General features: G+C 62.3%; 25 protein-coding genes and 1 pseudogene. 21 read left to right on the plus strand and 5 right to left on the minus strand.

Annotated elements, in window-relative coordinates; genetic code table 11:
- Positions 1 to 2: 2 nt before the first annotated feature.
- Positions 3 to 791 (minus strand): thioesterase family protein, encoded by a 789-nt coding sequence (locus AOT96_RS19415; RefSeq protein ID WP_065352149.1) that lies wholly within the window; start codon positions 789 to 791, stop codon positions 3 to 5.
- 233 nt (positions 792 to 1,024) lie between these two features.
- Entirely contained in the window at positions 1,025 to 1,501 is a 477-nt protein-coding gene (locus AOT96_RS19420) for a MaoC/PaaZ C-terminal domain-containing protein (RefSeq protein WP_050656084.1), read from the minus strand.
- Positions 1,502 to 1,611: 110 nt separating this feature from the next.
- Between AOT96_RS19420 and AOT96_RS19425 the strand changes: the two genes are divergently transcribed.
- On the plus strand, positions 1,612 to 2,037 hold the full coding sequence (locus AOT96_RS19425) for a DUF6314 family protein (protein WP_058038124.1): 426 nt from the start codon (positions 1,612 to 1,614) through the stop codon (positions 2,035 to 2,037).
- Between the two features lie 16 nt (positions 2,038 to 2,053).
- On the opposite strand, the gene AOT96_RS19430 is transcribed toward AOT96_RS19425, so the two are convergent.
- Complete coding sequence (locus AOT96_RS19430; RefSeq protein WP_003942061.1) at positions 2,054 to 2,266, minus strand: TOBE domain-containing protein; 213 nt, start codon at positions 2,264 to 2,266, stop codon at positions 2,054 to 2,056.
- Positions 2,267 to 2,407: 141 nt separating this feature from the next.
- Here AOT96_RS19430 and AOT96_RS19435 point away from each other — a divergent pair, with 141 nt between their 5' ends.
- Positions 2,408 to 2,611 carry a DUF4287 domain-containing protein gene (locus tag AOT96_RS19435; RefSeq protein ID WP_007728313.1) on the plus strand — a complete coding sequence of 68 codons (204 nt, stop codon included), beginning with the start codon at positions 2,408 to 2,410 and terminating at the stop codon, positions 2,609 to 2,611.
- A gap of 6 nt (positions 2,612 to 2,617) precedes the next feature.
- Here the strand turns inward: AOT96_RS19435 and mftM are convergent, their stop codons facing one another.
- Both mftM and mftR read right to left on the minus strand, forming a co-directional pair.
- Positions 2,618 to 3,451, minus strand: a complete 834-nt coding sequence (gene mftM, locus AOT96_RS19440) for a mycofactocin oligosaccharide methyltransferase MftM (RefSeq protein WP_065352150.1) — start codon at positions 3,449 to 3,451, stop codon at positions 2,618 to 2,620.
- 29 nt (positions 3,452 to 3,480) lie between these two features.
- The gene (gene mftR, locus AOT96_RS19445) at positions 3,481 to 4,080 is read right to left on the minus strand and encodes a mycofactocin system transcriptional regulator (protein ID WP_065352151.1); all 600 of its coding nucleotides are present in this window, start codon (positions 4,078 to 4,080) and stop codon (positions 3,481 to 3,483) included.
- A 150-nt stretch (positions 4,081 to 4,230) separates the two neighbouring features.
- On the opposite strand from mftR, the gene mftA reads away from it, so the two are divergent.
- From mftA to AOT96_RS19540, 19 genes and pseudogenes are all read left to right on the plus strand, one after another.
- Positions 4,231 to 4,326 carry a mycofactocin precursor MftA gene (gene mftA / locus AOT96_RS19450; protein ID WP_063836238.1) on the plus strand — a complete coding sequence of 32 codons (96 nt, stop codon included), beginning with the start codon at positions 4,231 to 4,233 and terminating at the stop codon, positions 4,324 to 4,326.
- On the plus strand, positions 4,311 to 4,598 hold the full coding sequence (mftB, locus tag AOT96_RS19455) for a mycofactocin biosynthesis chaperone MftB (protein ID WP_007728309.1): 288 nt from the start codon (positions 4,311 to 4,313) through the stop codon (positions 4,596 to 4,598). The genes mftA and mftB overlap by 16 nt, the downstream gene beginning before the upstream one ends.
- Positions 4,599 to 4,674: 76 nt before the next feature.
- The gene (mftC, locus tag AOT96_RS19460; protein ID WP_003942089.1) at positions 4,675 to 5,892 is read left to right on the plus strand and encodes a mycofactocin radical SAM maturase; all 1,218 of its coding nucleotides are present in this window, start codon (positions 4,675 to 4,677) and stop codon (positions 5,890 to 5,892) included.
- Positions 5,893 to 5,947: 55 nt separating this feature from the next.
- Positions 5,948 to 7,126: a pre-mycofactocin synthase MftD gene (mftD, locus tag AOT96_RS19465; RefSeq protein ID WP_065352152.1), complete on the plus strand. Its 1,179-nt coding sequence runs from the start codon at positions 5,948 to 5,950 to the stop codon at positions 7,124 to 7,126.
- Between the two features lie 26 nt (positions 7,127 to 7,152).
- Positions 7,153 to 9,084 carry a mycofactocin system FadH/OYE family oxidoreductase 1 gene (locus tag AOT96_RS19470; protein WP_065352153.1) on the plus strand — a complete coding sequence of 644 codons (1,932 nt, stop codon included), beginning with the start codon at positions 7,153 to 7,155 and terminating at the stop codon, positions 9,082 to 9,084.
- Positions 9,081 to 9,908 (plus strand): mycofactocin-coupled SDR family oxidoreductase, encoded by an 828-nt coding sequence (locus AOT96_RS19475; RefSeq protein ID WP_003941966.1) that lies wholly within the window; start codon positions 9,081 to 9,083, stop codon positions 9,906 to 9,908. Before AOT96_RS19470 ends, AOT96_RS19475 begins: the two co-directional genes overlap by 4 nt.
- A complete protein-coding gene (locus tag AOT96_RS19480) occupies positions 9,908 to 11,857 on the plus strand; it encodes a mycofactocin system FadH/OYE family oxidoreductase 2 (protein ID WP_065352154.1) in 1,950 nt (649 codons plus the stop codon). Before AOT96_RS19475 ends, AOT96_RS19480 begins: the two co-directional genes overlap by 1 nt.
- A 52-nt stretch (positions 11,858 to 11,909) precedes the next feature.
- Positions 11,910 to 12,387, plus strand: a pseudogene (locus AOT96_RS19485) (HNH endonuclease signature motif containing protein); the annotation flags it as partial.
- Between the two features lie 219 nt (positions 12,388 to 12,606).
- Entirely contained in the window at positions 12,607 to 13,299 is a 693-nt protein-coding gene (mftE, locus tag AOT96_RS19490) for a mycofactocin biosynthesis peptidyl-dipeptidase MftE (protein ID WP_042922382.1), read from the plus strand.
- A 97-nt stretch (positions 13,300 to 13,396) separates the two neighbouring features.
- The gene (gene mftF, locus AOT96_RS19495; protein ID WP_065352876.1) at positions 13,397 to 14,794 is read left to right on the plus strand and encodes a mycofactocin biosynthesis glycosyltransferase MftF; all 1,398 of its coding nucleotides are present in this window, start codon (positions 13,397 to 13,399) and stop codon (positions 14,792 to 14,794) included.
- Positions 14,791 to 16,272, plus strand: coding sequence for a mycofactocin dehydrogenase MftG (gene mftG, locus AOT96_RS19500; RefSeq protein WP_065352155.1), 1,482 nt, complete (start codon positions 14,791 to 14,793; stop codon positions 16,270 to 16,272). Before mftF ends, mftG begins: the two co-directional genes overlap by 4 nt.
- 105 nt (positions 16,273 to 16,377) lie before the next feature.
- A complete protein-coding gene (locus AOT96_RS19505) occupies positions 16,378 to 17,691 on the plus strand; it encodes a helix-turn-helix domain-containing protein (protein ID WP_007730155.1) in 1,314 nt (437 codons plus the stop codon).
- A 143-nt stretch (positions 17,692 to 17,834) separates the two neighbouring features.
- Complete coding sequence (gene adh, locus AOT96_RS19510) at positions 17,835 to 19,358, plus strand: aldehyde dehydrogenase (protein ID WP_007730158.1); 1,524 nt, start codon at positions 17,835 to 17,837, stop codon at positions 19,356 to 19,358.
- Between the two features lie 91 nt (positions 19,359 to 19,449).
- Positions 19,450 to 20,010 carry a DUF779 domain-containing protein gene (locus AOT96_RS19515; protein WP_003942021.1) on the plus strand — a complete coding sequence of 187 codons (561 nt, stop codon included), beginning with the start codon at positions 19,450 to 19,452 and terminating at the stop codon, positions 20,008 to 20,010.
- Positions 20,011 to 20,175: 165 nt separating this feature from the next.
- Positions 20,176 to 21,648, plus strand: a complete 1,473-nt coding sequence (eat, locus tag AOT96_RS19520) for an ethanolamine permease (protein ID WP_156778955.1) — start codon at positions 20,176 to 20,178, stop codon at positions 21,646 to 21,648.
- Complete coding sequence (locus tag AOT96_RS19525) at positions 21,645 to 23,069, plus strand: ethanolamine ammonia-lyase subunit EutB (protein ID WP_019744243.1); 1,425 nt, start codon at positions 21,645 to 21,647, stop codon at positions 23,067 to 23,069. Before eat ends, AOT96_RS19525 begins: the two co-directional genes overlap by 4 nt.
- Complete coding sequence (gene eutC, locus AOT96_RS19530; protein ID WP_054827682.1) at positions 23,066 to 23,839, plus strand: ethanolamine ammonia-lyase subunit EutC; 774 nt, start codon at positions 23,066 to 23,068, stop codon at positions 23,837 to 23,839. The genes AOT96_RS19525 and eutC overlap by 4 nt, the downstream gene beginning before the upstream one ends.
- 82 nt (positions 23,840 to 23,921) lie before the next feature.
- Entirely contained in the window at positions 23,922 to 25,220 is a 1,299-nt protein-coding gene (locus tag AOT96_RS19535) for an HAD family hydrolase (RefSeq protein WP_065352156.1), read from the plus strand.
- A 142-nt stretch (positions 25,221 to 25,362) separates the two neighbouring features.
- On the plus strand, positions 25,363 to 25,902 hold the full coding sequence (locus AOT96_RS19540) for a hypothetical protein (protein WP_054827683.1): 540 nt from the start codon (positions 25,363 to 25,365) through the stop codon (positions 25,900 to 25,902).
- Positions 25,903 to 25,909 lie beyond the last annotated feature (7 nt).

Here is a 25,909-nt window from a genome sequence, read left to right on the forward strand (position 1 = left end):
ACTCAACTCAGAATTCGACGAAGCTGGCGAGCCCGAGCAGCAAGTCGTCCGGTCGAGTCGAATAGTTCGGATTCGTCAACACAGAGAGTGTCCGTCGCCCAGGCAGTCCCGTGGCGTAGGCGATACCACGGTGACAGCGTTCGGGGATCTGCCGTGAGGTGCTCCGGGGTGAAATGCGCGGTGAACTCGATGGTCGGTATGGCCACGGGCATCGTCAGTGTCGCGAACAGTCCGGGCGGAAGCGCGTCGAGAAGGACCGCGGCACGCTCTTGGGCCGTGAAATCGAGGTCTGTGAGCAGGCGGATCCAGACGTCGAATTCAGGGGAGTCGCCACCGGCGAACGGCCTCGCGGAATTGATCGGCCGGATGTCGAGGTGCTGGGCGAACGGCACAAAATCCACCGGGATCTCCAGCGGCGGCAGGGTTGACGGGTCGGCCGGAGCCGGTTCGGCGACAGGGGCGGACATTGTTGTAGCTCCTATGTCGCGGGCCAACCGAACGAGAGCGGATCCCGAACCGGTCAGCGTGACGTGGCAACTGACGGTCCGCCCGCCCCGCATCTCGCCGACAGTCAACTCGGCCGGCCCAGGAGGAACGGGGCGGTCCAGGTGCGCCGTGACTGCCAGCGGTTCGGCTCCGGACGCGTCGGCCGCCACTCGCAGCATCCGTGCAATTGCGAGTCCGCCCTGGATGCCGTCGAAACTCCGCCAACTGGAGTCGAATTCGGTGTGATGACGCGCTGCGTCGGTCGACGGCGCGGCCGCCACTGATACCTGACTAGTAATTGCCATAGTCAGCACCCTAGATGCTGACTATGGCTATGGCAAGCTAGGGTCTATTCGGGAGTGCTGGACGATCCACCGAAGAGCATGTAGATGAGGATCTGAAGAATGCCGAGAGGATTGATCTCGCCGAGGCTGCTCATGTGTGAGGAACTCCTGATTGCAGGGATGGGTATTGTTGCGTCGCAACGTCACTGAAAGTACGGCAATTCGGACAGTGTGGTGCGAAATTTACCGATAATTCACTGTCCGCGAGTCGAGCGGCAGTGCAGGTAGGCGTCAGTGACCACGTCGAGAACGCGATTGCCATGCGCATCGACCAATTTCGCTGTGATGGTCACCAATCCTCGCGCGCGATTGTCGAACACGACGTTGTCGACGGTGACCTTTCCGCTCAGGGTGTCACCGGGGCGAAGCGGACGGAGGAAGCTCACGTCGCGCATGGTTTTCCCGGCGATCACGTTCCACTGGTCGTAGAGACTGGCGACCACCAACTTCTGGCAGATCGACAGGGTGTGCAGCCCGCTGGCGATCAACCCGCCGAAGACGCCGGACTCGGCGGCTTCCTTGTCGATGTGAAACCACTGGGGATCCCACTGAGTTGCGAACTCGACGATTTCCTCTTCGGTCACCGAATACGAACCCAATGGGATCACTTGGCCGATCTCGAGATCCTCGGCGAACACTGCGCGTTTGTGAAGGGCGGCCGAATCGTTCATGGTTGTGAAAATCTCCTGCGTGTTCCGGGTGTACTCGGAACATACTCTCGCAGTGTGTTCGAGTCGGTCTCCGGTGTCGTCGGGCAATGCAGGGTCACTAGAATCGCGACATGGTCGACGACGCGAAAATCGAGCCGAGGGCGCTGGTAGGAAAGTGGCACTTCGAGCGGGACATCGTCGACCGCCTTTCCGGTTCCACCAAGCATGTATTCGGCGAGACCACTATCTCCGACGCCGGTGACGGTCTGATGCGCTGGTACGAGAGCGGCACGCTGCGTGACGGCGACCTGGAATTACCCGTGTTCCGAACTCTGTTCATTGCCGAGCGCGGCCTCGAGTGGGCCGTGACATTCGAAGACGGCAGAGAGTTCCACGACTGGGCGCCGGGGGAGGAAGTCGAGCACCTGTGCGGTGCGGATACCTACCGCGGGCGAATCGACGTCACTGCCGGAGATCGATCGACCTGGACTGTCGTCTGGACCGTGACGGGGCCGAGCAAGGACTACACGATGACCACGCATCTCACCCGGCCCTGATCACATCGCTCGCCAGTTACTCGACGCCGATCGTCACCTCGGTGGACTTCACGAATACCGTTGCGGCTTGGCCTGGTTCAAGATCGAGATCCAGTGCGGCATCGCGGGTGATCGACGAGGTCACAATCTGATTCCCGCCGTCCAACTTCACCTTGACCGTCGCCATGACGGTGCCGAGGTTGACCTCGGTGATGGTGCCGGTGAGTTGATTTCGTGTGGACAGTCGCATCGCTGAACTCCTGTGCTCTCGGGTGGGTGTTCTTCGACCATAATGCGATGGTCGCGTGTCTACCCAGCGATTCCGCAGGTGCGGACATGCGGGCGCCGCCGGTGCGCGAATATTGTCGGGCGGTGGAGGTAGATTCCGGTCATGACTGAACCCGTGAAAGGCCCGGCGTCGTATTTTCCGTCGATCGAGAAGAAGTACGGTCGGCCGATCGGTGAATGGCAAGAGCTGATCAGAAGCTCAGACCTCACGAAGCACATGGAATTGGTCAACTGGTTGAAGTCGGAGCACGGTATGGGTCATGGGCACGCGAATGCGCTTGTCGCCCATACACTGAAAGAAGGCTAGTTCTTTTCAGGCGGCCGATGCGTCCAGCACCAACCAGCCGCCGTGATGCTCGAATACCTCGAACGGCACACGGCTCTGCCGGCCGACCGCACGCAGTGACTCGAGATCGAAAGTGCGGATGTGGCCGTGGCACGCGGTGGCTTCGTCTTCGAAGGGGACTGCAATGACGACCCGTTGACGCGCGATCCGGAGTGCTTGCGCGATCACGGCCTCGCCGACTGCGTCGTCGACGTGTTCGAGGAGATGAATCGCGGTGACGGTGTCGGCGCTGTTGTCCGGTGCCGGTACTTCACCCGCGTCGCAGATCACCGTGTCGATCGTGATGCCGAGTTCGGGGGCAACCGCGTCGAGCAGGATCATCGTTCCGGGCAGGATGTCCGTGGCGGTCACGTCCATTCCGGCGCGCGCGAGCCGCAGGGGCAGGAAACCGAAGCAGGAACCCAGATCGAGCACGGAACCGCGGACCAGCTCTTCGGCTTTGTCGTGAATCGGCGCGAAATCTGCAGTGCCGTCCAGTAGTTCGGCAAGGGAGTTCCGGTAGTAGGTGGTCCAGGATTCGAGAGCGCCGTCCACGGTGGAGCGAACCAGGCCGACCATCGTCAACTCGAATTCGTCCTGACCGAACTCCGCGTCCTGGATCGACGAGGTGACTCCGGCGACGAGTCGCTCACTCAGATCGGCGGGAGTGAGGGAGTGCTTGACGTGGAGGCGACCGCGTCGGCGATCGAGCGAGATCGGACCGGACTCGACGCGTTCGACGGTGACATGCCCGAACGACCACAAGCCCGGCGTCGACGGCGCCAGGGAATCCAGGACGGGTTCGTTCGTGATGGTGGACATGATCGCCTTTCTCAGGTGGTGATGCTTTCTCAGGTGCTGATACCGGTCCGCAGGGACTGCGTACCTGTTTTCAAGAGTTCCGGTAGCTCGAGTGAATCGTCGGTGAGCCACTGCTCGTACGCCGACATCGCGACCCCGAGCAGAAGATAGCCGACCGTGCGCGGGCCGTGATCGGTCGGCTCGAGATTCATTCGGCGTGCGACGTAGTCGGCGACCACCTGCCGCCAACCTTCGTACATCACCACAGAGTATGCCTGAAGCGTCGGAACTTCGAGGATCAATTCCATCCGTTTGCGATGTACCGCAGTCTCTTCCGGTGGGAAGGTGTTGAACGTCAACAATGCGGATTCGAGTGCGTCGACCAACGGAATATCAGCGGGCAGTGAATCCAGGTGCTCGCGCATCTCGTCCAGATGTCCGTCGAAGTCTCCCCAGGGGACGGCGTTCTTGGACGGGAAGTAGCGAAAGAAGGTCCGACGCGCGATGCCGGCGGCGTCGGCTATCTGGTCGACGCTCACCTCGTTGAAGCCGAGTGTCGAGAACAGTTCGATCCCGATCGTGCTGATTCCCTCCTTCGTTGTGGAGGGGCGACGACCTATCCGAGCGGACGGTTTCTTGCGGCTACGCATACTTTTTTCGCTCCATGTGTGTCATTCTGCACTCGATGCCATTACAGTGGTGAACCGAGTCACAGTGAAGTCCCACTAGTGACCACCAACTCCCAGGTTGGAAGTCTGATCTACAGACTTCCAGACGGAGTGCGACCGCAGGAGGAATCCATGTCAGATCGTGACAACAAGGCGCTCGAGAACGACCTCGTCGAGGAATCCCTCGTGGAGGAAGTTTCCATCGACGGCATGTGCGGCGTGTACTGACCGTGTCTGCTTTGGATCTCGATGCGGGGTGGAAACTCCACCCGCAGGTAGCGCTTCGCCCCGAACCTTTCGGGGCGTTGCTCTACCACTTCGGAACACGCAAGCTGTCGTTCCTGAAGAACACGACCATCGTTGCGGTGGTCAAGGCGTTGCCAGACCATCCTGATGTCCGGTCCGCACTACGTGCGCAAGGCATCGAAGATGACGCGGCTCCCCAATATGCCCGCGCGCTGAGCACTCTCGCCGACTCGCACATGATCGTGCCTGTCTGAGCCAGACGCTCGCCCCCACGTGCGGAACAGCCCTTCCGCACGTTCGCCCGCTTCATTTCTTCGCGAGGACACAGCCATGACCTCAGTTCTTGAACAGCCCTCCCCGCCCGCCAAGGTGGGTCGCCTCGTCGATCAGTTCGAACTCGGACTCGACGCCCCCATCTGCCTGACGTGGGAACTCACATACGCCTGCAACCTGTCCTGCGTGCACTGCCTTTCGTCGTCGGGTCGTCGTGACCCCAACGAGCTGAGCACCGAACAGTGCAAGTCCATCATCGACGAGCTGCAGCGTATGCAGGTTTTCTACGTCAACATCGGTGGCGGCGAGCCGACGGTACGCTCCGACTTCTGGGAGCTCGTCGACTACGCGACCGACCACCAGGTTGGTGTGAAGTTCTCCACCAACGGCGTGAAGATCGACAAGAAGGTCGCGGCGCGCCTCGCAGCCAGTGACTACGTCGACGTGCAGATTTCCATCGACGGTGCCACCGCTGAGGTCAATGACGCTGTGCGCGGGCCTGGTTCGTTCGCGATGGCCGAGCGCGCTCTCGCGAACCTGAAGGAAGCCGGCTTCAAGGACGCCAAGATTTCGGTGGTCGTCACGCGGCACAACGTCAGTCAGCTCGACGAGTTCAAGGCTCTCGCGGACAAGTACGACGCGACCCTGCGCATCACTCGACTGCGTCCTTCGGGCCGCGGCGCCGACGTGTGGGACGACCTGCACCCGCGTCCGGAGCAGCAGCGTGAGCTCTACAACTGGCTGGTCGCCAATGGCGAAGGCGTCCTGACGGGCGACTCGTTCTTCCACCTCTCCGCCTTCGGCGATGCACTGCCCGGTCTCAATCTCTGTGGCGCGGGCCGCGTCGTGTGCCTGATCGACCCGGTCGGTGACGTGTACGCATGCCCCTTCGCGATTCACGAGCAGTTCCTCGCCGGAAACATCGTGAAAGACGGTGGATTCCAGGAAGTCTGGCAGCACTCGGACCTGTTCGAGGAGCTGCGATCGCCCCAAACCGGTGGCGCCTGCAGCAAGTGCAACCACTACGACTCCTGCCGCGGCGGCTGCATGGCGGCCAAGTTCTTCACCGGACTGCCGATGGACGGACCTGACCCCGAGTGCGTCATCGGCAACGGTGAAATGGCACTGGCGTCGGCGGGAGAGGTCCCGAAGTCCAGTGTCGACCACTCCCGTTCCGGTCAACGTAAGACCCCACGTGCATCGGTGCCACTGACACTGATGATGCGTCCGCCCGCCAAGATTTGTGACGAAAACCCGCTTGCGGGAATGCAGTAACTACTGCGCGATACCGACAGTGCGGCGAAAGCTGCACCCCAGAGAGGTCAGTTCAATGGCTAAGAATGCTTTCTTCGAGACGGTGGCAGAAGCACAGCGCCGTGCGAAGAAGAGGTTGCCCAAGTCCGTGTACGCGGCGTTGGTAGCGGGATCCGAGAAAGGGCTGACGGTCGACGACAACGTCGCGGCATTCAGCGAATTGGGTTTCGCTCCCCACGCTGCCGGGCTGTCGGACAAGCGCGAGATGTCCACCACCATTATGGGCCAGGACATTTCGTTGCCCGTCATGATTTCACCGACCGGTGTGCAGGCAGTGCACCCCGACGGTGAAGTAGCGGTAGCCCGTGCGGCTGCAGCACGGGGAACAGCCATCGGACTGAGTTCTTTTGCCAGCAAGTCCATCGAAGAAGTTGCCGCGGCCAACCCGCAGGTCTTCTTCCAGATGTATTGGGTCGGCAGCCGCGACGTGCTCCTGCAGCGTATGGAGCGCGCTCGCGCTGCCGGTGCCAAGGGCCTGATCATCACCACCGACTGGTCCTTCTCGTACGGTCGCGACTGGGGCAGCCCGTCCATCCCCGAAAAGATGGACCTCAAGGCGATGTTCCAGTTCGCACCCGAGGGAATCATGCGCCCGAAGTGGTTGCTCGAGTTCGCCAAGACCGGCAAGATCCCGGACCTGACCACCCCCAACCTCGCGGCTCCCGGCCTGCCTGCACCGACGTTCTTCGGCGCATACGGCGAGTGGATGCAGACTCCGCTTCCGACGTGGGAAGACATCGCCTGGCTTCGTGAGCAGTGGGGTGGACCGTTCATGCTCAAGGGCATCATGCGCATCGACGACGCCAAGCGAGCTGTCGACGCCGGTGTCTCCGCTATCTCGGTCTCCAACCACGGTGGTAACAACCTCGACGGCACCCCGGCGCCGATCCGTGTGCTCCCGGGCATTGCCGAGGCCGTGGGCGATCAGGTGGAAGTTGTTCTCGACGGCGGCATTCGACGCGGCGGCGACGTCGTCAAGGCGCTCGCACTCGGAGCCAAGGCCGTCATGCTCGGGCGCGCCTACCTGTGGGGCCTCTCGGCCAACGGCCAGGCCGGTGTCGAGAACGTGCTCGACCTCATGCGGATGGGCATCGACTCGGGGCTGATGGGCCTCGGCCACTCGTCCATCACCGAACTGAGCCCGGCGGACCTGGTGATTCCGGAAGGCTTCACACGCACATTGGGTGCCAGCTGAGATTACGGCTCCGATAGAGCTGTGAGTTGACACTCGACGAACACACGACCCTGGCCGGACGCCTCGTCCGGTCCAGGGTTGTTTTCGGTCCGCACGAGACTAATCTTGCTGTGGGACGCTCGCTTTCCGATCGGCACCGTGCGTACTACCAGCGCCGCGCCGAGGGCGGAACCGGGATCGTCGTCACCGAAGTGGCCTCGGTATCGGAGAACGACTGGCCGTACGAGCGGGCGCCGTTGGCGTCGCAATGTGGCCCGGGGTGGCAGTCGATCGCGGCTGCATGTGCTCCGTACGGAACGCTGGTTCTGGCCGGGCTCGGTCATACCGGCATGCAGGGATCGAGCGCATACTCCCAGTCGGTGCTGTGGGGACCGTCAAGAGTGGCCGACCCGGCGACGCGTGAGTTGCCGATGGCAATGGGGCAGCCGGAAATCGACCAGCTGATAGTCGGCTTCCGTGAGGCGTCGGCGCTGGCCGTCGCTTCGGGAATGGACGGAGTGGAACTCGATGCCGGTCCTCGAAGCATTCTGCGACAATTCCTTTCGGGTCTGACCAACACTCGGCAAGACCGATACGGTAGCGATCGCGTTGCTCTTGTTCGCGAGGTCATCTCGGCAGTGCGCGAGGAAGTCGGGTCGGATCACGTTGTCTCCCTGCGGTTGTCCTGTGACGAGGAAGCTCCATGGGCGGGTCTGACGCCCGATCTTGCCATCGGTATCGCGCGTGAAGTGTCTCCGTTCCTCGATCTCCTTGTCGTCGTTCGTGGCGGACTCTATTCGTCTGACCGGTACCGCCCCGATTTTCACTGCCCGCCGAACTTCAACCTCGATCTGTGCCGTGAGATCAAGGCCGCTCTGTCGATTCCTGTTGTCGTGCAGGGGAGCGTCGTGGACATCGCCGACGCTCACGCGGCGCTGGAAGTAGGTGAGTTCGTCGAGATGACCCGGGCCCAGATCGCAGACCCGGACCTGGTTGTGAAAGCCGCGCGCGGCGATCGTCCCCGGCCGTGTGTGCTCTGCAATCAGACGTGCCTCGTGCGTGATCCTCGCAATCCTGTCGTGACGTGCGTCGGGAATCCGAGCGCGGGTTTCGAGACGGTGGACCCCGATGAGCGAGAGCAGATTTCGACACCGGGAGCCGTGCTGGTCGTGGGGGGTGGCCCCGCTGGGATGGAAGCCGCACGGATCTCGGCGGTGGCGGGGCACTCGGTCACACTCGTCGAGAGTTCATCGCAGTTCGGCGGCATGATCCGAACTTTTGCGCGAGGTGACGGCCGTAGCCGGTTCGCACTCCTCGCGCAGTGGTTGGAGGACGAATGCCGTCGTAGCGGCGTGACGATGCGGACCGGGGCGGCGCTCGACGCCCAAGACCTGGGTGACGCACGCAGCCGGGGCGAGTTTGTTGTCGTTGCCACCGGTAGTGCTGCGAGGCCGCCGACGTATCCGGTCGACGATTCGGTTCGATGGTTGGATGCGTCGGAAGCCTTCGAGAAGTTGAGCACCGTGGGGCCGGGTCCGGTCGCGCTGATCGATCCCCTCGGTGGACCGATCGCGGTGGCGCTCGCAGAAGCACTCGCGGCCCATGGCATCTCCGTCTCGATTGTGACTCCCGACAGCATCGTCGGTTCGAGGCTCGGTGCGAGTGGGGATCTGGTCGGCGCCAACACGCGCATCCAGCAGGCCGGGGTCACCAGGGTGCTCGCGTCACGTGTCACCGAAATCGCTCGAGGGGCCGTCTGCGTCGAACACATTCATACCGGCGAGCGGTCACAGCTCGAGTGCGAGGTGGTGATCGACTGCTCGCCTCGTCTGCCGAACGAAACGCTGAAGGAAGAGGCCGACATTCAGGTGGGCGACTCGGTTGCCCCGAGAACTGTTCTCGAATCCATCCGCGAAGGGCGCTTTGCAGGGTTTACTACTAGAACGAGTTTCAATTCTGCAGAGAGGGCTATCTCATGACACAGGGTTCAGTTCGTTCGCTCGAAGGTCGCGTTGCTTTCATCACCGGCGCAGCGCGCGGTCAAGGACGTGCGCACGCGGTCAAGATGGCGCGCGAGGGAGCAGCGATCATCGCGGTCGACGTATGCGCGTCGGTGGCGTCGGACAATTCCTACGACGCAGCAACTTCCGAGGACTTTGCCGAGACGATACGTCTGGTGGAAGCGGAGGGCGGGAAGATCCTCGCCCGTGAGGTCGATGTCCGTGACGGCGCAGCGCTCACCGCGGTGGTCAAGGACGGCGTCGAACAGTTCGGACGTCTCGACATCGTGGTCGCCAACGCCGGGGTCTGCAACTGGAATCGATTCTGGGAAATGTCGGACGAGCAGTGGGAAACCCTGATCGACATCAACCTGACCGGAGTCTGGAAAACCCTCAAGGCCTCGGTGCCGGCGATCATCGAGGGTGGGCGCGGTGGATCGATCATCGTGGTCAGTTCGGTGGCCGGACTCAAGGCGCTGCCCGGACAGGCGCACTACGCGAGCGCCAAGTTCGGTCTCGTCGGTCTGACGCAGGCCGCGGCAAAGGAACTGGGGGAGTACAAGATCAGGGTCAACTCGATCCATCCTTACGGAGTGAATACGCCGATGGGGGTCGACCAGGGCGCTCTCGAGGTATTTGCAAAGTTTCCGCAGTACCTTCCCAACTTCACTCCGATCCTCTCGGACATCGCTTTCGCCGAACCTGACGAGATCGCCGATACCGTCCTGTGGCTCGCCGGTGACGGTTCCCGCACCGTCACGGCAAGTCATATCGCTCTCGATCAAGGAAACTCCAAGGTCTGATGACGCCGTACCCGCGCCTCTTCGCGCCACTGCGCCTGGGCAACCTGACACTCCGCAATCGGGTCGTGTTCTCCGCACACCTGACCAATTACGCGGAGAACGGGTTGCCGACGGAGCAGCACGCGAGCTACTACGAGGCGCGGGCACGCGGCGGTGCGGGTCTGATCATCACCGAGGAGCACTCGACGCATCCTTCGGATCGACCGTACGAGAAGATGATTGCGGGCTATCGGCCGGAAGCGATCGAGGGATACCGGCGGATCACCGACGCCGTTCATGCGCATGGTTCGTCGATTCTCGCGCAGATCAACCACAATGGGGGTCAGGGCGCTGGAACCTATTCGCGATCGCCGCTGTTGGCGCCGAGCGCCGTTGCGGATCCGTTGTTCCGCGAGGTGCCCAAGGCTGTCGACGACGCGGACATTGCCGAGATTCTCGCAGGGTTCGCCCTTGTTGCGCGCAACTGCGTTGCCGGTGGCTTCGACGGGGTGGAATTGCAGGCGTCGCAGTCGTCCATAGTGCGCGCGTTTCTCGCCCCCTCGACCAACCTGCGCACTGATCGCTACGGCGGGGGCGTGGCACATCGTGCACGGTTCCTTCTCGAAGTGCTCGGGGTACTGCGTAAGGCCATCGGCCCGGATCGTGTCCTCGGTGTGCGCCTGAGTGGATACGAAGGAACGCGGGGTGGCATCGAACTGTCCGACGCGGTAGCCACCGCTCAACTCATCGAAGCTGACGGTCACGTCGACTACATCAATACCACCGTCGGAATGGCCACGGAAACACTGCATCTGGTCGAAGCATCGATGGCTGTACCCACCGGCTACGCCAACTTCGTCCCGTCTGCGATCAGGGAGGTCGTCGATCTTCCAGTCGTCGGAGTCGGCCGTTTCAAGACGCCGGAGCAAGCCGAAGCCGCACTCGAGGACGGTGTATGCGATCTGGTGGGAGTAGTTCGCGGGCAGATCGCCGATCCGGATTTTGTGAACAAGGCGCGTGCTGGTCAATCGGTACAGGTGCGAACCTGCCTGTCCTGCAACCAGGAATGCGTCGGGCGGATGGGTCTGGGACGTTGGTTGGGGTGCACCGAAAATCCGCGCGTCGGTCGGGAATCGGTACCGCTGCCGATGCCGCGGCGACGGGGCCGCACGGTGGTGGTGGTCGGTGGCGGCCCCGCCGGCCTGCAAGCTGCGGCTACAGCGGCCCAGCTAGGTCATGCGGTGACGCTGTTCGAGCGTGAACGAAGACTTGGGGGACAGATTCTTACCGCCTCGGTGGTACCGGCTCGCCGTGAGCTCGCCGACCTCGTCCGGAATCTCGAATCTGAGTGTCGCCGAAGCGGTGTGACGATCGAGCTGGGTGCTGGAGCTGATCTCGCGATCGTGGAGGAGCGCGCGCCCGAGGTGGTCGTGATTGCAACCGGAGCGCGGCCTTTACGCCCAGCGTGGGCGGGTGGATCAGAGCGTGTGGTGGGTGTTCGAGACGTTCTCGACGGCAAGATTCTGCCGAGTGGAACGGTGCTCGTCTACGACGAACTGGGATTCCATCAAGGTACGTCGGTGGCTGAGTTCCTCGCTGATCGAGGCTGTGCCGTCACGATCGCGACCAACGGCATGGTGGTCGCGCAGGACCTGAGCATCACCCTGGATTTCGAGGGGTGGAACCGCCGGGCGTTCGAGAAGTCGATCGGTCAACGGACAGATCTGATGGTGACTTCGGTGAGTGCTGGGGCCTCGCCGCTCGTGAGCTTGGTTCACCTTCCGACGGGTGTGACCGAGGAAGTTGCAGTCGACTGGGTGGTCTTCGCGACACAGCAGGAACCTGTCGACGAGTTGTGGAACACCTTGCAGGGAAGCTGTTTCGAGAAATTTCGCATCGGTGACGCCTTGTCTCCGAGGCGTTCGCACGCGGCCGTCATCGAGGGGCATCGGGCCGCGTTGGCGACATAAGTCGTCCGGTTTGTCTCTGGTTATCGAAAGTATGTTCGATTAAACTTTGAGCATGGACAGTCGGGATGCGTGGCAGCTGGATGGTGAGGGCCTCAAGGGTGAGGTTCTGGATCTGGTGCGCGTCCGGCACGAGTTGCAGTCGCGGATGGTGTTGTTGATCGTGGAGATGTTTTCCCGGGAGGTTCTCGGCGGGAGGGGTTTTCGGGCGATCGCGCAGTGGTTGAATGGTTCGACGAATTTGGAGATCGGTGAGTGCAGTCTGTTGGTCGGGTTGGCGCGGTTGTTGATGCTCGAACCTCTTGTCGGCGATGCGTTTCACCGCGGTGACGTTGATGCGTTGAAAGCCCTTCAGGTGGCGTCGTTTTGTCAGCATCCGCCGATGAACATGACCCTGGCGGATGTGGACAAGGCTCGCGGGATTCTGTTGGGGTTGGCGTCGAAGAACATCGCTGATTGTGATGCGGTGCGGGCGGCGATCCGGCGGATCGAGAAAGCAGTACGGCAAGCGTGAGGACGGCGTTCCGGTGGGTGCACCACACCGAGTGGCGGGTGGAGATCGGCCCGGATCGGAAAACGGTGTTCTATCCACCGATGTCGATCGATCCGTATCAACAGCCGATCGGCGGGAACAGCCCACCGACAGCGGCGTGAACCGCGACAACTGACGAATACGCCGGGGCACAACAATGCCCCGGTGTATCCGCATGCAGTGTTGCGGTGGGAGGGGCCCGCACCAATACGATCGGGGGATGAGTTCTCCGCGTGACCTTGCTGCCATCCCGAGTCCTGCGCTCGAGGGCACTGCGCTCACCGTCGTGGTCCCGGTCGGTTCTTTCGAACAACACGGACCGCACCTGCCTCTCGATACCGACACTCGGATCGCGAGAGCAGTCGCACAGGCTCTGCCCGACGTCGTCGTGGCCCCGGCCATCGAATACGGGGCGAGCGGCGAACACGAAGGGTTTGCCGGCACGATTTCGATCGGTGCCGAGGCCATGGAAACCGTCGTCGTCGAATACGGAAGGTCGGCGTTCCGATGGACGAAGCGGGTGCTGTTCGTCAACGGCCACGGCGGAAATGGTCCCGCATTGGCCAAAGCGGTGGCACTTCTGCGGTATGAGGGGCGTGATGCTGCTTGGGTGCCGTGCGCTGTTGCGGGTGCCGACGCTCATGCCGGACACACTGAAACGAGCCTATTGCTGCACCTTTCGCCCGATTTGGTGCACATGAGCCTTGCTGAGACAGGAAATTTGTCTCCTATCGCGGACCTGATGCCAGGAATGCGTTCGGGCGGTATGGTCGCTGTGTCGCAAAACGGCGTTCTCGGCAATCCAGTCGGGGCTACCGCCGAAGACGGCGCATACATCTTCGGTGAGTTGGTAGGACGCGTGACGGATGGACTGGCCCGGTGGGAGCCTGGTCCAGATGGGAGGCTTCGGTGACGACCACGACCGAGTGGGGGCGGACGGTCCACCTGCGACGGCTTTCGAGGCTGCGACGAGTTGCAGCACGACGGGCTACGTCCCTTACGATCATCTGATGCGACCAGCAAGACTCCCCGACGGCTTCGGCATTCGGTTGGACCCCAAGGTGCGCACGTACTCGGGTGGCCGGGTACTCATCGGCGGATCTCCGACGCGGATGCTCAAGCTGGCGCCGACGGCTGCGGCGATGATCGGTGACGGCTTCCTCGAGGTGGTCGATCAGCAGAGCGCTGCGGTTGCGCGACACCTTCTCGATTCAGGTGTCGCGAATCCTCGTCCGATGTCGACGCCGTCCGCTGCCGATGTCACGGTCGTGATTCCGGTCAAGGACAACCCGGCCGGCGTCGAACGCCTATTGCCCGTCCTCAAGGATCTGACCGTCATCGTTGTCGACGACGGTTCGGAAGTGCCGGTGGAGCCCCGTCGCGCCTGCCCGGGCACCGGCACCATCACAGTGGTCCGGCACGAGAGTGCCCGCGGACCCTCGGCAGCGAGAAACTCGGGATTGCGTTCGGCCCAAACACGTTTCGTAGCTTTTCTGGACTCCGACGTCATACCGCGTGCCGGTTGGCTCGAGTTGATGTTGGGCCACTTCAGCGATCCGGGGGTTGCCCTTGTTGCACCCCGCATCGTCGCCCTCGATCCGTACGGGACGGCGCTGGCGCGGTACGAGAACATGCGATCGTCTCTCGACCTCGGACGTAAGGAAGCTGCGGTGAAGTCGGGCAGTCCGGTCGCCTATGTCCCCAGCGCCGCCGTGATCGTCCGGCGCGACGTGGCACTCGAATGCAATGGTTTCGACGAGAGTCTCGAAGTAGCCGAGGACGTCGATTTCTGCTGGCGACTGCAGGCTGCGGGTTGGCGACTGAGGTACGAACCGGTTGCGCATGTCGCCCACGATCATCGAGTTCAGTTCGACAAGTGGTTCGCCAGGAGAGCGTTCTACGGCACGGGTGCGGCGCCGTTGGCTGCAAGACACGAGGGTTCGGTTCCGCCGATGGCGATGTCGTTCTCGACGCTCTTCGCGTGTATCGCCGCTGCAACACTGACCCGTTCCGGTCTTGCCGGCGCACTCGGCGCTTTGCTGTTTACCGTTTACCGGCTGCGAAAGATGTTCACCGGCCTGAGTCAACCCACCCGGATCGCGGCGATCCTCACCGCGCAGGGAGTTGTCGGCGGATTCTGGCAACTCGCCTCGGCAATGTGTCGTCACTACTGGCCCGTGACGCTCCTGGCGGTGATCGCCTCCAGGCGAATTCGGCGGCTGGCCGTCGCTGCAGCAGTCACCGAAGGTTTGGTGGACTGGTATCGCCACCGTGAGCCAGGCGGGCTGGGACCGGTTCGGTACGTCTTCTTCAAACGAGCCGACGACATCGCGTATGGAGCCGGACTCTGGCGTGGCGCCTTCGACGCCCGCGACTGGGCGGCGCTGAAACCTCGAATCACCAAGTGACAGAAGCCGACTACGCAGATTTCCTGGTTGTCGGTGGTGGCACGTGTGGTTGCGTGGTCGCAGCCAGGCTCAGTGAAGATCCATCCGCCACGGTGATGCTCCTCGAATCGGGAAGCGGATATCGATCGACGCTCGAACTCCCGGACGTCCTGGGTGATCCGTACCGACTGCCGGTCGGACCTGCGAGCGAATACACGTGGACCTATCCGGTCGAACTGACGCCGCGTCGGGCGTCCACAATTGCGCGGGGGCGGACACTCGGTGGATCCGGAGCCGTCAACGGTGCGTACTTCACCCGCGCGACCCGTGCTGATTTCGAGAATTGGCCGAGTTCATGGCGATACGACGACGTCTTGCCGTACTTCAAGAAGTCCGAAACGGATCGTGATTTCGAGAGCGAGTTCCACGGGACCGCCGGACCGATCCCGGTCGAGCGTCGAGCGTGGGACCAACTGCATCCACTGAGCGGCGAGTTTCATGCGGCAGCGCTCGGAGCAGGCTTTCCCGACGACGTCGACAAGAATGCGCCGGACTCGTTCGGGGTGGGCCGAGTGCCACTGAACGTGTCGGATCATCGTCGGATCAGTACGGCGATCGGGTATCTGATGCCGGCGCTGCACCGGCCGAATCTGCGGGTGGAATCCGGAGTGAACGTCATTCGTATCGCGTTCTCGGGTACCCGTGCGATCGGCGTCGACGTTCTCGACGACGGCAATGTCCGACGCATTCGTGCCGACCATGTGGTCGTGTGTTCGGGTGCGGTGGCGACACCGCACATTCTCCTCAATTCCGGTGTTGGTCCAGCGGAACAACTTGTAGAGCAAGGAGTTTCCGTCGTTCTCGATCGACCGGGCGTCGGACAGAACTTCGTCGACCACCCGGAAGTGCTGCTGCCGTACCATTTTTCGAAGCCCCGCACGATTCGATCGCAGACTCCGGTGCTGGAGACAGCCCTCAACCTCGCTGAGATCGAAATCCGTCCGTACACCGCATCTTTCACAGACCTGGTTCCCGGTGTGCCTCGCATGGACCACGGCGTCGGAGTGGTCCTCATGGCGCCGCGCAGCCGGGGAAGCATCGAGCTGGCATCGGGGGATCCCGCTGGGGCGCCGCGTATTCGGTACAACTACGTCGCGTCGGCGCACGATCGAGCTGCCATTCGGGAAGGGATGCGGATCGCCGAGAATCTTCTCGAGTCGATCGCCGAGACGGGGTTGATCGATCGCCCCGTCATGGAGTACACCGATGAGTGGGTCGAATCCCGCCTGGGAACGTCGCTGCATATGTCCGGTAGTTGCGTGATGGGTGCCGAGGCGGACCCGTTCGCAGTCGTCGACGGTCGGTGCCGTGTGATCGGCGCGCAAGGACTCAGTATTGTTGACACGTCAATCCTGCCGACGATCCCGACCCGCGGCCCGCATGCGACCGCGGTGATGGTCGCGGAACGAGCAAGCGCCATTCTGCTCGGCGACGAGTGACCGCGAGGGGCAGCAGGCTGGGTCGGCAGTCATACCGAATGGTCGTTCTCGCCTATGGGCTGTGATCGGCGTTACAGTGGTCCACGGAGCGGAGGAACGCAAAATATGGCACGTGAACAGGCTGTGCCCGGCAACCCGTGGGTGGCGGTCAGGCCAGGCGATGACGTCGCGTTACTCGCGCGGCGACTTTCGTCTGCCCATCAGTCGTTCATCGATGCCCGCGGCGTGCCCGGCCAGGGGCTGACCGACGACTCCCATGTCCGCTCGGTCGTACTCGAGTCCTGGATGCGTAGCCGCAACAAGGGGGTAAATCCCGATGTGGTCGGCAACCCTGAGATGCTCGAAGGGTTGGAGCTCGAAAAATATCGCTCCGCGCATCCCATGTCACTGATCCGTCCGGTGATTCGGAAACTCCTGGTGGAAGATGCTGCCGAGACCGGACTACTGATCGCGATCAGTGACGCACACGGTCGATTGCTCTGGGTGGAGGGTGACAACTCGGCCAAGGACAAGGCGTTGTCCATGAACTTCGTCGAAGGCGCCGATTGGAGCGAAGATCGTGTCGGCACCAATGCGCCGGGAACGGCGCTTGCTCTCGATCACTCCGTACAGATTTTCGGATCCGAGCATTTCAACCGAACCGTGCACGACTGGAGTTGTTCGGCCGCACCCGTCCACGATCCCACCACTGGGCAAATCCTTGGTGCCATCGACATCACCGGTGGTCCCAGGGTTGCGGTTCCCGAAGTGCTGTCACTGATCCGTGCAACTGTCGCGGCCGCCGAATCGGAATTGCGATTCCATCTCTTGAACTCGCCCATCCCACTCAGTGCCACGGCTCCGCGCCTCGAAACATTCGGTGCCGGCCGGCCGACGCTGGTTCGCGGCGGTGACCGCATCCCGATTTCGCAGCGTCACGCCGAGATTCTCCTTCTGCTTTCCGAACACCCGGAGGGTCTCAGCTCCGACCACCTTGCGGTCCTGCTCGACGAGGGCGAACTCGACGCAGTGACCATTCGCGCGGAAATGTCGCGGCTTCGTAAGGTTTTCGGCGCCGACCGGCTGGCTTCGCGCCCCTATCGGATCATCACGGAGTTCACGACAGATGTCGGCGATGTGCGGGCAGCGTTGGACCGAGGCGACGCAGCGACGGCGATGAAACTGTATTCGGGCCCGGTGCTGGCGGGCTCTGCCTCCCCGGGAATCGAAGAGGTGCGGGAAGAACTACGCACCAGGGTCCAGGCAGCTCTGCTGCGTGGAGGTGACGCCAACCTTCTGGCCCGGTGGACCACGTCGGTGCACGGCCGCGAAGACTCAGTCGTGTGGGAGGCCTACCTGTCCACGTTGGATCCTCAATCTCCGTTGTATTCGCAGGTCCAGGCAAGAATTGATCTCCTCGACCGCCAATTGGGCATCTGAGAATCATCCGCGTTTCTCGCACGCAACGTACTTGCAACGTTGCAACTCCTAGTGTTGTGAATCACACCCCACCGGGGGGTGGGATTGCAGTCACCGATTTGGTGGGTGCGCCCAGGAAGAACACGTTTACATAGGAGCTTGCAATGACCGTGTACGCCCGCCCAGGTACCGCCGACGCGATCATGTCCTTCCAGTCTCGATACGACAACTGGATCGGCAACGAATGGGTTGCTCCGGTCAAGGGTCAGTACTTCGAGAACCCGACACCGGTGACCGGACAGAATTTCTGTGATGTGGCTCGTTCCACCGCAGAAGACATCGAACTCGCTCTCGACGCAGCGCACGCAGCAGCTCCGGCCTGGGGCAAGACCTCGGTCGCCGAGCGCGCGATCATCTTGAACAAGATCGCTGATCGTATGGAGGAGAACCTCGAATCCATCGCACTCGCCGAGTCGTGGGACAACGGCAAGCCGATCCGCGAGACCCTCAACGCCGACATTCCGCTCGCCATCGATCACTTCCGATACTTCGCGGGAGCTATTCGCGCACAGGAAGGTTCGCTCTCGGAGATCAACTCCGACACCGTGGCGTACCACTTCCACGAGCCGCTCGGCGTAGTCGGCCAGATCATTCCGTGGAACTTCCCGATCCTCATGGCCGTGTGGAAGCTTGCCCCCGCCCTCGCTGCCGGCAATGCCATCGTGCTCAAGCCTGCCGAGCAGACGCCAGTCTCGATCCTGCACCTCATCGGCATCATCGGTGACCTGCTGCCTGCCGGTGTTCTCAACATCGTCAACGGCTTCGGCGTCGAGGCCGGAAAGCCGCTCGCGTCCAGCCCGCGTATCAAGAAGATCGCGTTCACCGGTGAGACCACCACCGGTCGCCTGATCATGCAGTACGCGTCGCAGAACCTTATCCCCGTCACCCTCGAACTCGGTGGCAAGAGCCCCAACATCTTCTTCTCCGACGTTCTCGCCTCAAACGACGACTACCAGGACAAGGCACTCGAGGGCTTCACGATGTTCGCCCTCAACCAGGGCGAGGTCTGCACCTGCCCGTCACGTTCGCTGATCCAGGAAGACATCTTCGACGAGTTCCTCGCGATGGCAGCCATCCGCACCAAGGCTGTGCGCCAAGGGGATCCGCTCGACACCGACACCATGATCGGTGCCCAGGCCAGCAACGATCAGCTCGAGAAGATCCTCTCGTACATCGAGATCGGCAAGGCCGAAGGCGCCAAGGTCATCACCGGTGGTGAGCGAGCCGAACTTGGCGGAGACCTGTCCGGCGGCTACTACGTCCAGCCGACGGTGTTCACCGGCAACAACAAGATGCGCATCTTCCAGGAAGAGATCTTCGGACCCGTCGTCTCGGTCACCTCGTTCAAGGACTACGACGAGGCCATCGAAATCGCCAACGACACGCTCTACGGTTTGGGCGCCGGTGTCTGGTCCCGCGACGGCGGAGTTGCTTACCGCGCAGGCCGCGACATCCAAGCCGGTCGCGTCTGGACCAACACGTACCACCAGTACCCGGCACACGCAGCTTTCGGTGGATACAAGCAGTCCGGCATCGGCCGCGAGAACCACCTGATGATGCTCTCGCACTACCAGCAGACCAAGAACCTCCTGGTCAGCTACGCCCAGAAGGCTCAGGGCTTCTTCTGATCTACCCACCGGCACCCGTGAGCCCCTCGCTGCGGGTGCCGGTGAGCAAGACTGCAACACGCGAAACCTGCACAAACACACGGAGGTTGGAATGAGCGCCACGGACACACCCGATACCGGCGCCGTTCCACCCCGGTTGGTGACCACCGCTGGGGCGGCTGACCTCCTGCGCCGCCTCAGCGGGACTCACGGCGAACTGATGATGCATCAATCCGGCGGATGCTGCGACGGCTCGGCCCCGATGTGTTATCCCTCAGGCGAATTCATCGTCGGGGACCGTGACGTACTACTCGGAATCGTCGATCTCCGACTTGCTGTCGGAGAGACTCCCGAAGACCTTCCCACCGGAACCGACGCTGTACAGGTCTGGATTTCCGGATCACAGTTCGAAGCCTGGAAGCACACCCAGTTGGTACTGGACGTCGTGCCCGGCCGCGGCAGTGGATTCAGCCTGGAGTCTCCTGAAGGATTCAGATTCCTCAGTCGAGCAAGGGCATTCACACCGGACGAAAACGAAGCACTCGGCGCGTCGAGCATTCTCGTGGGCGCTGATTGGGAAGCGGGCGTGCGTCCTTTGCCCCCGACGGTTCCCCAGGTGGTCGCCGAGGCCGTCGACGCCTGCCCGGTGCCGGGCGCGGCCGCCCGATCCTGAGAACGGCAGCCTGAAGAAGATCTGAACAGACTCGGGGCCGCTCACATGACAGCCAGTTAACAGCACGGTCATCTCCAGGCGACCTTCTCCGTACATCGCCCACATACCGTTCATTTCACGCGACGCATCCACCGTGCGTCGTCTCATTCTTGACCGATTCAGAGGATGGACATGTCTCTTTCCGACCACGCAACCGGCAAAAACGCCGGTGCCGCGGGTGCACACCACGACGGCGCAGACTTCCATGCGGAAGACAATTCGTATCTGGAGAAACGAACACTCCGAAAGGGAACAGCAGGGTGGGTGCTGCTTGCGGGGTTGGGTGTCAGCTATGTGATTTCCGGTGACTACGCCGGCTGGAACAACGGTCTGGCCGAAGGTGGTTTCGGTGGCCTTCTCATCGCGGCGGTTGTCATCGCGGGTATGTACCTGGCGATGGTGCTCGGTATGGCCGAGATGTCGTCGGCACTTCCTGCCGCTGGTGGTGGATACACGTTTGCCAGACGGGCCATAGGGCCCTGGGGCGGATTTGCCACCGGCACAGCAATTCTCATCGAGTACTCGATAGCACCCGCAGCGATCGCGACCTTCATCGGTGCGTACGTCGAGTCCCTGAACCTGTTCGGGATCACCGACGGCTGGTGGGTGTACCTCGCGGTGTACGCGATCTTCATCGGCATTCACCTCACCGGCGCCGGTGAGGCACTCAAGGCGATGTTCATCATCACCGCCATTGCACTCGTCGGCCTGGTCGTGTTCGCGGTTTCGGCTGTCGGCCTTTTCGATTCGTCCAACCTCACCGATATCGCCGTCGACACCAGCGCAGTCGGATCGTCGTCGTTCCTGCCATTCGGTCTGCTCGGAATCTGGGCCGCCGTGCCCTTCGCGATCTGGTTCTTCCTTGCGGTCGAAGGTGTACCGCTGGCCGCCGAGGAAGCACGTGAGCCGGAGAAGAACGTCCCCCGCGGCATCATCATCAGCATGTTGATCCTGATCGTCACAGGCGCAACGGTTCTCTTCCTCGCCACCGGTGCGCTCGGCGCAGACGCCCTGTCCACCTCCGGAAATCCGCTCGTCGAGGCTCTGGGGGACAGCGGAGCGGCAAAGGCCGTCAACTACATCGGACTTGCCGGTCTGGTCGCGAGCTTCTTCTCGATCATGTACGCCTACTCACGCCAGACGTTTGCGCTCTCCCGCGCCGGCTATCTGCCGAAGAACCTGTCGGTGACCAACAAGCGCAAGGCCCCCACTCTCGCGCTCGTCGTACCCGGAATCATCGGCTTCGCGCTCTCACTCACCGGTGAAGGTGCAATGTTGCTCAACATGGCGGTGTTCGGCGCGGCAGTAAGCTACGTCCTGATGATGGTGAGTCACATCGTTCTTCGTAAGCGTGAGCCGAACATGCCGCGCCCGTACCGCACGCCCGGCGGTATCGCCACCACCTCGTTTGCGCTCGTGATCGCGGCAGTGTCGGTGGTGGCCACCTTCCTGGTCGATCCCGTTGCGGCATTGCTGACGTTGGTTGCCTTCGGAGTTCTGATGGCGTACTTCGGTCTCTACAGTCGTCACCACCTTGTTGCCAACTCGCCGGACGAGGAGTTTGCTGTACTTGCACAGGCGGAAGAAGAATTGGGATGAGTCGCGGGATGGCCAAGTATCACCAGCAGGTATCCGGAACCAACTACTCGTTCGACGGTCTCGTCGATCTGATGGCAAAAGCGACACCACTGCGGTCGGGTGACGAACTAGCCGGTTGCGCGGCAAGCTCCGACGCCGAACGTGCTGCTGCTCAATGGGTTCTGGCTGATCTTCCGTTGACGGTGTTCCTCGAAGATCTGTTGGTTCCGTACGAGGACGACGAGGTAACCAGGCTCATCATCGACAGCCACGATCGCCTGGCCTTTGCGCCGGTGGCCCACCTGACTGTTGGCGGACTACGAGACTGGTTGCTCGAGACCGCGTCGGCGCCGGAAGCTTCCGCACGGTTGTCCGCCGTAAGTCCCGGGCTCACCCCCGAGATGGTTGCGGCGGTCAGCAAGATCATGCGCAATCAGGACCTGATCGCCGTCGCGAAGGCCATCACCGTGACCGCGGGGTTCCGTACGACCATCGGACTGCCCGGCCGGCTGAGCACGCGACTCCAACCAAACCACCCGACAGACGATCCACGCGGCATCGCGGCGGCCACATTGGACGGTCTCCTGATGGGATGTGGCGACGCCGTCATCGGTATCAACCCCGCGACGGACTCACCCCAGGCCACCTCGGATCTGCTCCACCTGCTCGACGACATCCGTCAGCGATTCGAGATCCCGACTCAGTCGTGCGTGCTCTCGCACGTGACCACCACGATCGGACTGATCGAATCGGGGGTGCCGGTCGATCTTGTCTTCCAATCGATTGCCGGTACCGAAGGCGCCAATTCCGGTTTCGGAGTGAACATTCCGCTCCTGCGTGAGGGCAACGAGGCCGGGCGCTCCTTGAACCGCGGAACGGTCGGCAACAACGTCATGTACCTGGAGACGGGGCAGGGGTCCGCCCTCAGCTCAGGTGCCCACTACGGCACCGGCGGAGCCCCGGTCGATCAGCAGACACTCGAGACCAGGGCATACGCAGTGGCACGTGATCTCGAACCGCTGCTGGTCAACACCGTGGTCGGCTTCATCGGTCCCGAGTATCTCTACGACGGCAAGCAGATCATTCGCGCGGGCTTGGAGGATCACTTCTGCGGAAAACTCCTCGGGCTGCCGATGGGAGTGGACGTCTGCTACACCAACCACGCCGAAGCCGATCAAGACGACATGGACAACCTGCTCACTTTGCTGGGCGTCGCCGGCGCGGCGTTCGTGATCGCGGTGCCCGGCGCCGACGACGTGATGCTCGGCTATCAAAGTCTGGCGTTCCACGACGCGCTGTATGTGCGTAAGGTTCTCGGTTTGCAGCCCGCCCCGGAGTTCGAGACCTGGCTCCACAACTTGGGGATGACCGACGCAAACGGTCGGGTTCTTCCGATCGATGCCGAAATGTCGCCGTTGCGGGCTTTGACGGTGAACTCATGACCGAGGATCAGGCACCGATCCTCGATTTCTGGGGTCCACTGCGCAAGACCACACAATCGCGTATCGGGCTGGGGCGTGCCGGAGATTCGTTGCCCACCAAGCGGGTTCTCGAATTCAAGGCAGCTCACGCCGCAGCCCGCGACGCGGTCCACGAGCCACTCGACTCCGAGACGCTTGCCAGTCGGGTCGAAGGGGTGGGCATCGGGGCGCCGGTGGTGGTCGCGAGCAGCGTCTCCACCCGCAGTGAGTATCTCCGGAGACCCGACCTGGGGCGCCAACCGGCTGACCTGGGTGCGATCGCGAGTTCCGACAAGGAAATCGGGTTCATCCTCGCCGACGGACTCTCGCCGCGAGCACTGATGGACCACGGCGAGCAATTACTGTCTGCGTTGGTCACGGTGTTGGGGGAGCGGTACTCGATCGCGCCGCCCGTGATCGCCACGAATGCCCGTGTGGCACTGGGTGATCACATTGCTGCCGCGATGGGAGTGCAGACGGCGATCGTCCTGATCGGCGAACGTCCAGGGCTCTCCGTTGCGGACAGCGTCGGGATTTATCTGACTCACCTTCCCCGCGTCGGTCGTACCGACGCGGATCGAAACTGCATTTCCAATGTCCACCCACCCGAGGGCCTCGGATACGAGCAGGCTGCTCGTGTCGTCCTGGGATTGGTGACGGGAGCGCGCCAGTTGGGCCGCTCCGGCGTCGACCTCAAGGACACCTCTCGCGCCGACGCCGTTGCGTCGGGAGAAGTGCTGACGCTCGATTAATTGACAACTGCACGGCATACCCGGGTCGATCGACACTCGGGTATGCCGTCGTACCCGAATCACGACGAAAACGAGGGAATCGATGTTCCGTTCGCTGCATTCTCGCGCCCTGTGCGCGTTGGCGGTAGGTAGTGTCCTGTTGAGTGCAACTGCATGTAGTTCGGCCGAGAGCGCCCCGAAAGAAGATGTGGCGCAGAGTGGTTCATCCTGCGCGTTGTTGGATCCCAGTCTTGCGTGGTACGGCGACAACCGTGTGACGTTGGATGCCATGATGACGGAGTTCGGAACGTGTGGAGCTGCAGGTGATGTCGATGACGGAGCTCCGTTGGCGCTCTTCGACTGGGACAACACAGTTGTCAAGAACGACATCGGAAGCGCCACTGCATTCTGGATGATCAAGAACAACAAGGTGTTACAGCCTGCCGGAGGGGACTGGGCAACCACCAGCCGCTTCATGACGCCAGCCGGCGCTGCCGCACTTTCCGCCGCGTGCGGCTCCGAGACCGCGCCGGGGCAACCGTTGGCAACCAGCACCGACTTGGACTGCGCGGACGAGATCGTTGCGGTACTCGAAGAGAAGACTCGCGACGGGCAGGCCGCATTCGACGGTTACGATCACCGCCGGACAAAAGCCGCATACGCGTGGGCCGTGCAGTTGATGGCAGGGCACACCGAGGACGAGGTCACCGAGTACGCCCGCGCAGCGCGTGCCGAGAATCTCGCTGCTGCAGAAGGATCCGATCAGACCGTCGGTACGACGGAAGTCGACGGCTCGGTGCGGTACTACGCGCAAATCGAAGATTTGGTGAAATCCCTCGGCGCTCATGGATTCGACGTGCGGATCATCTCCGCGTCGGCCGAACCGGTCGTTCGAGTCTGGGCGGAACAGCTGGGATTGGACGCCGATCACGTGATGGGAGTTCGGCCCATCGTCGAGGGCGGGGTTCTCACCGGGCGCCTGCGTGGGTGTGGTGGCGTTGCGGACGGCGACGACTCGGTCATTCCGTACATCGACGGCAAACGGTGCCAGGTCAACGAGGTTGTCTACGGGGTTCAAGGGCCTACGGCGTTCGAGCAGTTGGCCGCCGATCGACGTCAGGTATTTGCTGCCGGTGATTCTGTCACCGACGTGACGTTCCTCGGAGATGCGACCGGCGCGCGCCTGGTGATCAACCGCAACAATCCCGAACTGATGTGCAATGCCTACGACAACAGTGACGGGAAATGGCTGGTCAACCCCATGTTCATCGAACCGAAAGCACAGGCGGATGCTCCCTATCGCTGCTCGACCGATGCTTACACCGACGCGGCCGGGGAGAAAGGTGCCGTGACTCGCGCAGACGGCAGCGTGATCCCCGATCAGGCCGATACCGTCGCGTGACGGTCGACTTGTCGCGGTGACTTCACAACGATCGATCGGGGTGTGATCTGATTCTGTCGAGCCCTTTGTCGGGCTGCGGAAACCCACGGGTGTCCGCTGTGATGCTGGAGCCGCAGAGGCGGCACGTGAGTAGGAGAAATCGATGGCCTTCGCTGGCAATGTGGACGAGTTGGCACTGCTCCAAGCAGTACGTCTCAAGGAGCGGGTCGGAGCGGTCGTCCTGGCCGAGCACCTGGGCGTCAGCTCGGCTTCCGGTCAAGCTGCGTACGACGCACTTGTCGCGCAGGGCAAAGCGGTCGAAGCGGAAAACGCCATCAGCCTGACCGAGAAAGGTTTGGCAGAACTCGAAGATCAGTTGGACGCCGAGCGCGTCTCGATCGACGAGGACTCCATCGCTGAGGTGTACGAGGCGTTCCTTCCCTTGGACGAGGAGTTCGCCGCGCTCATCGACGACGCAGATTCGGATTCCCTTGCAGAGTTGGATCGCCGGGCTGCAAACCTGTTCGACGATCTGTCGGCATTCGTTCCGCGGTTGTCTCGTTACCAGGATCTCTTCTCGGATGCTCTCGCGAAAGTGCAAGCCGGGGAGTCCAAGTGGATTTCCGAACCGATCATCGACTCCTACGCCACGGTGTGGGGCGAGATCCGTCAGGAACTGTTCGGGGCTGCCGGTAAGGCTTGATCCGTAG

The sequence above is a fragment of the Rhodococcus sp. 008 genome, assembly GCF_001682295.1.
Lineage (GTDB): Bacteria > Actinomycetota > Actinomycetes > Mycobacteriales > Mycobacteriaceae > Rhodococcus_F > Rhodococcus_F qingshengii.

Bases quoted from the DNA above. Each gene is read 5' to 3' on its own strand.
- AOT96_RS19540 (WP_054827683.1), top strand. From the start codon at position 25,363: ATGGCCTTCGCTGGCAATGTGGACGAGTTGGCACTGCTCCAAGCAGTA.
- AOT96_RS19480 (WP_065352154.1), top strand. From the start codon at position 9,908: ATGACGCCGTACCCGCGCCTCTTCGCGCCACTGCGCCTGGGCAACCTG.
- AOT96_RS19515 (WP_003942021.1), top strand. From the start codon at position 19,450: ATGAGCGCCACGGACACACCCGATACCGGCGCCGTTCCACCCCGGTTG.
- mftF (WP_065352876.1), top strand. From the start codon at position 13,397: ATGCGACCAGCAAGACTCCCCGACGGCTTCGGCATTCGGTTGGACCCC.
- AOT96_RS19525 (WP_019744243.1), top strand. From the start codon at position 21,645: ATGAGTCGCGGGATGGCCAAGTATCACCAGCAGGTATCCGGAACCAAC.
- eutC (WP_054827682.1), top strand. From the start codon at position 23,066: ATGACCGAGGATCAGGCACCGATCCTCGATTTCTGGGGTCCACTGCGC.
- AOT96_RS19475 (WP_003941966.1), top strand. From the start codon at position 9,081: ATGACACAGGGTTCAGTTCGTTCGCTCGAAGGTCGCGTTGCTTTCATC.
- mftD (WP_065352152.1), top strand. From the start codon at position 5,948: ATGGCTAAGAATGCTTTCTTCGAGACGGTGGCAGAAGCACAGCGCCGT.
- mftM (WP_065352150.1), bottom strand. From the start codon at position 3,451: ATGTCCACCATCACGAACGAACCCGTCCTGGATTCCCTGGCGCCGTCG.
- eat (WP_156778955.1), top strand. From the start codon at position 20,176: ATGGACATGTCTCTTTCCGACCACGCAACCGGCAAAAACGCCGGTGCC.
- mftE (WP_042922382.1), top strand. From the start codon at position 12,607: ATGAGTTCTCCGCGTGACCTTGCTGCCATCCCGAGTCCTGCGCTCGAG.
- AOT96_RS19420 (WP_050656084.1), bottom strand. From the start codon at position 1,501: ATGAACGATTCGGCCGCCCTTCACAAACGCGCAGTGTTCGCCGAGGAT.
- mftC (WP_003942089.1), top strand. From the start codon at position 4,675: ATGACCTCAGTTCTTGAACAGCCCTCCCCGCCCGCCAAGGTGGGTCGC.
- mftR (WP_065352151.1), bottom strand. From the start codon at position 4,080: ATGCGTAGCCGCAAGAAACCGTCCGCTCGGATAGGTCGTCGCCCCTCC.
- AOT96_RS19505 (WP_007730155.1), top strand. From the start codon at position 16,378: ATGGCACGTGAACAGGCTGTGCCCGGCAACCCGTGGGTGGCGGTCAGG.
- AOT96_RS19425 (WP_058038124.1), top strand. From the start codon at position 1,612: ATGGTCGACGACGCGAAAATCGAGCCGAGGGCGCTGGTAGGAAAGTGG.
- AOT96_RS19535 (WP_065352156.1), top strand. From the start codon at position 23,922: ATGTTCCGTTCGCTGCATTCTCGCGCCCTGTGCGCGTTGGCGGTAGGT.
- AOT96_RS19430 (WP_003942061.1), bottom strand. From the start codon at position 2,266: ATGCGACTGTCCACACGAAATCAACTCACCGGCACCATCACCGAGGTC.
- AOT96_RS19415 (WP_065352149.1), bottom strand. From the start codon at position 791: ATGGCAATTACTAGTCAGGTATCAGTGGCGGCCGCGCCGTCGACCGAC.
- AOT96_RS19435 (WP_007728313.1), top strand. From the start codon at position 2,408: ATGACTGAACCCGTGAAAGGCCCGGCGTCGTATTTTCCGTCGATCGAG.
- adh (WP_007730158.1), top strand. From the start codon at position 17,835: ATGACCGTGTACGCCCGCCCAGGTACCGCCGACGCGATCATGTCCTTC.
- mftA (WP_063836238.1), top strand. From the start codon at position 4,231: ATGTCAGATCGTGACAACAAGGCGCTCGAGAACGACCTCGTCGAGGAA.